The sequence below is a fragment of the Nocardiopsis sp. NPDC055824 genome (assembly GCF_053616335.1).
This window is the reverse complement of record NZ_JBSHDN010000112.1, coordinates 17,546-21,045: the sequence shown is the minus strand read 5'-3', so window position 1 is coordinate 21,045 and position 3,500 is coordinate 17,546. Positions and strand designations below refer to the sequence as shown.

General features: G+C 71.0%; 3 protein-coding genes. All 3 read right to left on the bottom strand.

Annotated elements, in window-relative coordinates; genetic code table 11:
* Positions 1 to 85: 85 nt before the first annotated feature.
* A complete protein-coding gene (locus ACWGL3_RS20840; protein WP_267947349.1) occupies positions 86 to 1,066 on the bottom strand; it encodes a ParB/RepB/Spo0J family partition protein in 981 nt (326 codons plus the stop codon).
* An 86-nt stretch (positions 1,067 to 1,152) separates the two neighbouring features.
* Positions 1,153 to 1,977, bottom strand: coding sequence for a ParA family protein (locus tag ACWGL3_RS20835; protein WP_267947350.1), 825 nt, complete (start codon positions 1,975 to 1,977; stop codon positions 1,153 to 1,155).
* 158 nt (positions 1,978 to 2,135) lie between these two features.
* Positions 2,136 to 2,864 (bottom strand): 16S rRNA (guanine(527)-N(7))-methyltransferase RsmG, encoded by a 729-nt coding sequence (rsmG, locus tag ACWGL3_RS20830; protein WP_267947351.1) that lies wholly within the window; start codon positions 2,862 to 2,864, stop codon positions 2,136 to 2,138.
* Between the last annotated feature and the right edge of the window lie 636 nt (positions 2,865 to 3,500).

Here is a 3,500-nt window from a genome sequence, read left to right as displayed (position 1 = left end):
CACGCACCGCGGCCCCCGGAGTCCGGGCGGCGCGAAGGCGGTGTTTCACGTGAAACACCGCCTTCGACCACCACCCCGGGGACGCTCAGGAGTTCTGCGCGTCCATCTGCTCGATGATGCGGGCCAGATCCTCCGGTGTCGCGAACTCCACCACGATCTTGCCCTTCTTGCGGCCCATCTGGACCTTGACCGTGGTGTCGAAGCGGTCGGAGAGGCGCGTGGCCCACTCGTCCACCTGGGGCGGGGTGGCGATCCGCTCCGCGGCCCTCCGGGGCCGGTCGTCGTCCGGCGCCTCCCGGAGCGAGACCATCTCCTCCAGGGAGCGGACCGAGATCCCCTCCTGGACGACGCGGGCCGCGAGCCGGTCCTGGAGCTCGGGGTCCTCCAGCCCCAGCAGCGCCCGCGCGTGTCCGGCGCTGAGCACCCCGGCGGCCACACGCGTCTGCACCTTGCCGGGGAGGTTCAGCAGGCGCAGGGTGTTGGTGATGTGCGAGCGCGACTTGCCGACCTGGTGGGCCAGCTCCGCCTGGGTGGTGCCGAAGTCGTCCAGCATCTGCTGGTACGCGGCCGCCTCCTCCAGGGGGTTGAGCTGCTGCCGGTGGAGGTTCTCCAGGAGAGCCTCCCGGAGCAGTTCGTCGTCGTCCGTCCTGCGCACGATCGCCGGGATGCGCTCCAGCCCCGCGAGCTTGCTCGCCCGGAACCGCCGCTCCCCCATGATGAGCTCGAAGCCGACCTCCGCTCCGACCGGCAGCTTGCGCACGACCACCGGCTGGAGCAGACCGACCTCGACGATCGACTCCCGCAGCTCCTCCAGCGCCTCGTCGTCGAAGTACTTCCGGGGCTGGCGGGGGTTGGGCCGTACGTCGGAGAGCTTGACCTCCTCCAGGTACGTGCCGTCCGGCATCTCGGCCGGGCCGGGCACCGCTGTCGTGTCACGCACCTCCACCGGCTCCGGCGCGGGCGGCGGTGCCGTCTCCCGCTCTCTCTCCGCCGGGGCGGGGGCGGGCGGCCCCTGCGGGATCAGCGCCCCCAGTCCCTTGCCCAGACCGCGCCGCTGCTGGCTCACCGGCAACTCCCTCCACACTCCTTGTGAACTTTCCGCCCGGCCCCACCGGTCGGGCGGAGACCGTGTTTCACGTGAAACATCCGGCGTCAGCCGGCGATCGCCCGCGCCCGGTGGGCGATCTCGCGAGCCGCCTCCAGGTAGGCCACCGCCCCGGTCGACGCCGGGTCGTAGGTCATCACCGACTGGCCGTAGCTCGGCGCCTCGGACACGCGCACGCTCCTGGGGATCAGGGTGTCCAGGACGGTCTCCTTGAAGTGCGAGCGCACCTCGTCGGCGACCTGCTGCGAGAGGCGGGTCCGGCCGTCGTACATCGTCAGCAGGATGGTGCTGACCGCCAGCCCCGGGTTGAGGTGGGACTGGACGAGCTCCACGTTGCGGAGCAGCTGCCCCAGACCCTCCAGGGCGTAGTACTCGCACTGGATCGGGATCATCACCTCGTCGCACGCCACCATCGCGTTGACCGTGAGGAGGCCGAGCGAGGGAGGGCAGTCGATGAGGATGTAGTCGAGGTCCGACGTGTCGTACGCGGCGAAGGCACGCTTGAGCCGGGCCTCGCGCGCGACGAGGGAGACCAGTTCGATCTCCGCTCCCGCCAGGTCGATGGTGGCCGGGGCGCACCACAGGTTCGGGATGTCCGGGACCGGCTGGGCCAGTTTGCGGATCTCCTCGTCCTCGACCAGGCAGTGGTAGATGGAGCGGGTCTGCGTGTCGCGCTCCATGCCGAGGGCCGTGGAGGCGTTGCCCTGGGGGTCGAGGTCGACCACGAGGACCCGCTGCCCGTGCATCGCCAGGGCCGCGGCGATGTTCACCGTCGTGGTCGTCTTGCCGACGCCACCCTTCTGGTTGGCGACGCCGATCACCCGGCAGGCCGCCGGGCGGGGCCAGACCTCGTCGTGCCCGCGAACCGCCATGGCCGCGTGGGCCGCTCGGGCGAGGGGGGTGTCGGGGACGCCGTAGTTGGATCCGGCCGGTGTTTCACGTGAATCACCGAGCAGGTCTCCATAGGCGCCCGGGGATGTTTCACGTGAAACATCGGCGTTGTCGGCTGGATTCTGGGGCACGAATGAGTTCACCTCTTCCGTCCGCGCTTCTTCTTGCCGCCCCGCGCCTTCTGGGAACCTGCTGACGCGGGCGGACCACCGTCGGATGTCACCGTGACGCGAACGACCGTGGTAGCGGGATCGACTTTACCCCGCCCCACCCTGATCACATCGCTAACGCTCGGCCGCATTTGGGAAACGTCTTCGCGGCCGGCTGCCAGCTCGGCCTCCGCCTGCTCCCCCTTCAGGGCCAGCAGGCTGCCGCCCTTGCGCAGGAGCGGCAGGGCCCAGCCGGCGAGCCGGGGCAGGGGCGCGACGGCGCGGGCCGTCACGAAGTCGGTCAGCAGCTGCCCGTGGGCCTCTTCCGCCCGCCCCCGGCGCACCACCACGTTGGACAGCTCCAGGATCTCGACCGCCTCGTCGAGGAAGACCGTCCGGCGCAGCAGCGGCTCCAGGAGGACCATGCGGATGTCGGGGCGCATCATTCCGAGCACCAGCCCCGGAAGGCCGGCGCCCGAGCCGATGTCCACGACCTCGGCGCCCTCGGGGATCAGCTCCTCCACGACGGCGCAGTTGATGAGGTGGCGTTCCCAGAGGCGGGGCACCTCCCGCGGGCCGATCAGACCGCGACGCACCCCGTCGTCGGCGAGTAGTTCGGCGTAGCGCCGCGCCTTCGGCAGGGAGTCACCGAAGACCGCCTCCGCCTGTGCTGGTGGGGCGGGTGGCGCGGCGCCGGGCTCCTCAACATCCGAGGTCATCGGTCACCACCTGTCGGAACTCGTCCATCGTCACTTCCATGCTCGGTCCGCCGCACCCGGGACTCCGCGCGCGGCGCGGCATCGGTCGGAGAGGGGGATGCGCGCTGCGGATCACGGTTCCGCGCGCGTGAGAAAAGATCCTTCATGATCCTACGTGCGGGCGGCACCAGGGTTTCACGTGACGCCCTTCCCGAGGGCGTGTCCGCAGTGTGCCCTCACTCTCCGAAAGCCTCCCTGGGGAGTGTTTCACGTGAAACGCTCCCCCACCCCGCTCTCTGTCCCGCGGCGTTTCACGTGAAACATCGACACGGCGACATGCCGACCCCGGCCCGTCGATGTGTCGACATACCCGCTCGCCCGACCGGGGCCCTCACGGTCACCCCCGGCGGTCCGGTACCGCGCAAGGCGGCCGGAGACCTCTCACGGCAGGCGCTCCGTCCCGGGGCGGCCTCTCCCGGGGCGTCCGCCCGCCGCACACGGGAGGCGGGCACAGGAGGCGGACACAGAGAAGGGGTGTCGGTGTTTCACGTGTAAAAAACCAACCCCCCGGGGGGTGTAGTGCCAAACCGGGGGGGGGACCACCCCCGAGCGGGTGGGCGGCGCGCCCACCCCCACGCGGCGCGCGCGCCCCCCCGC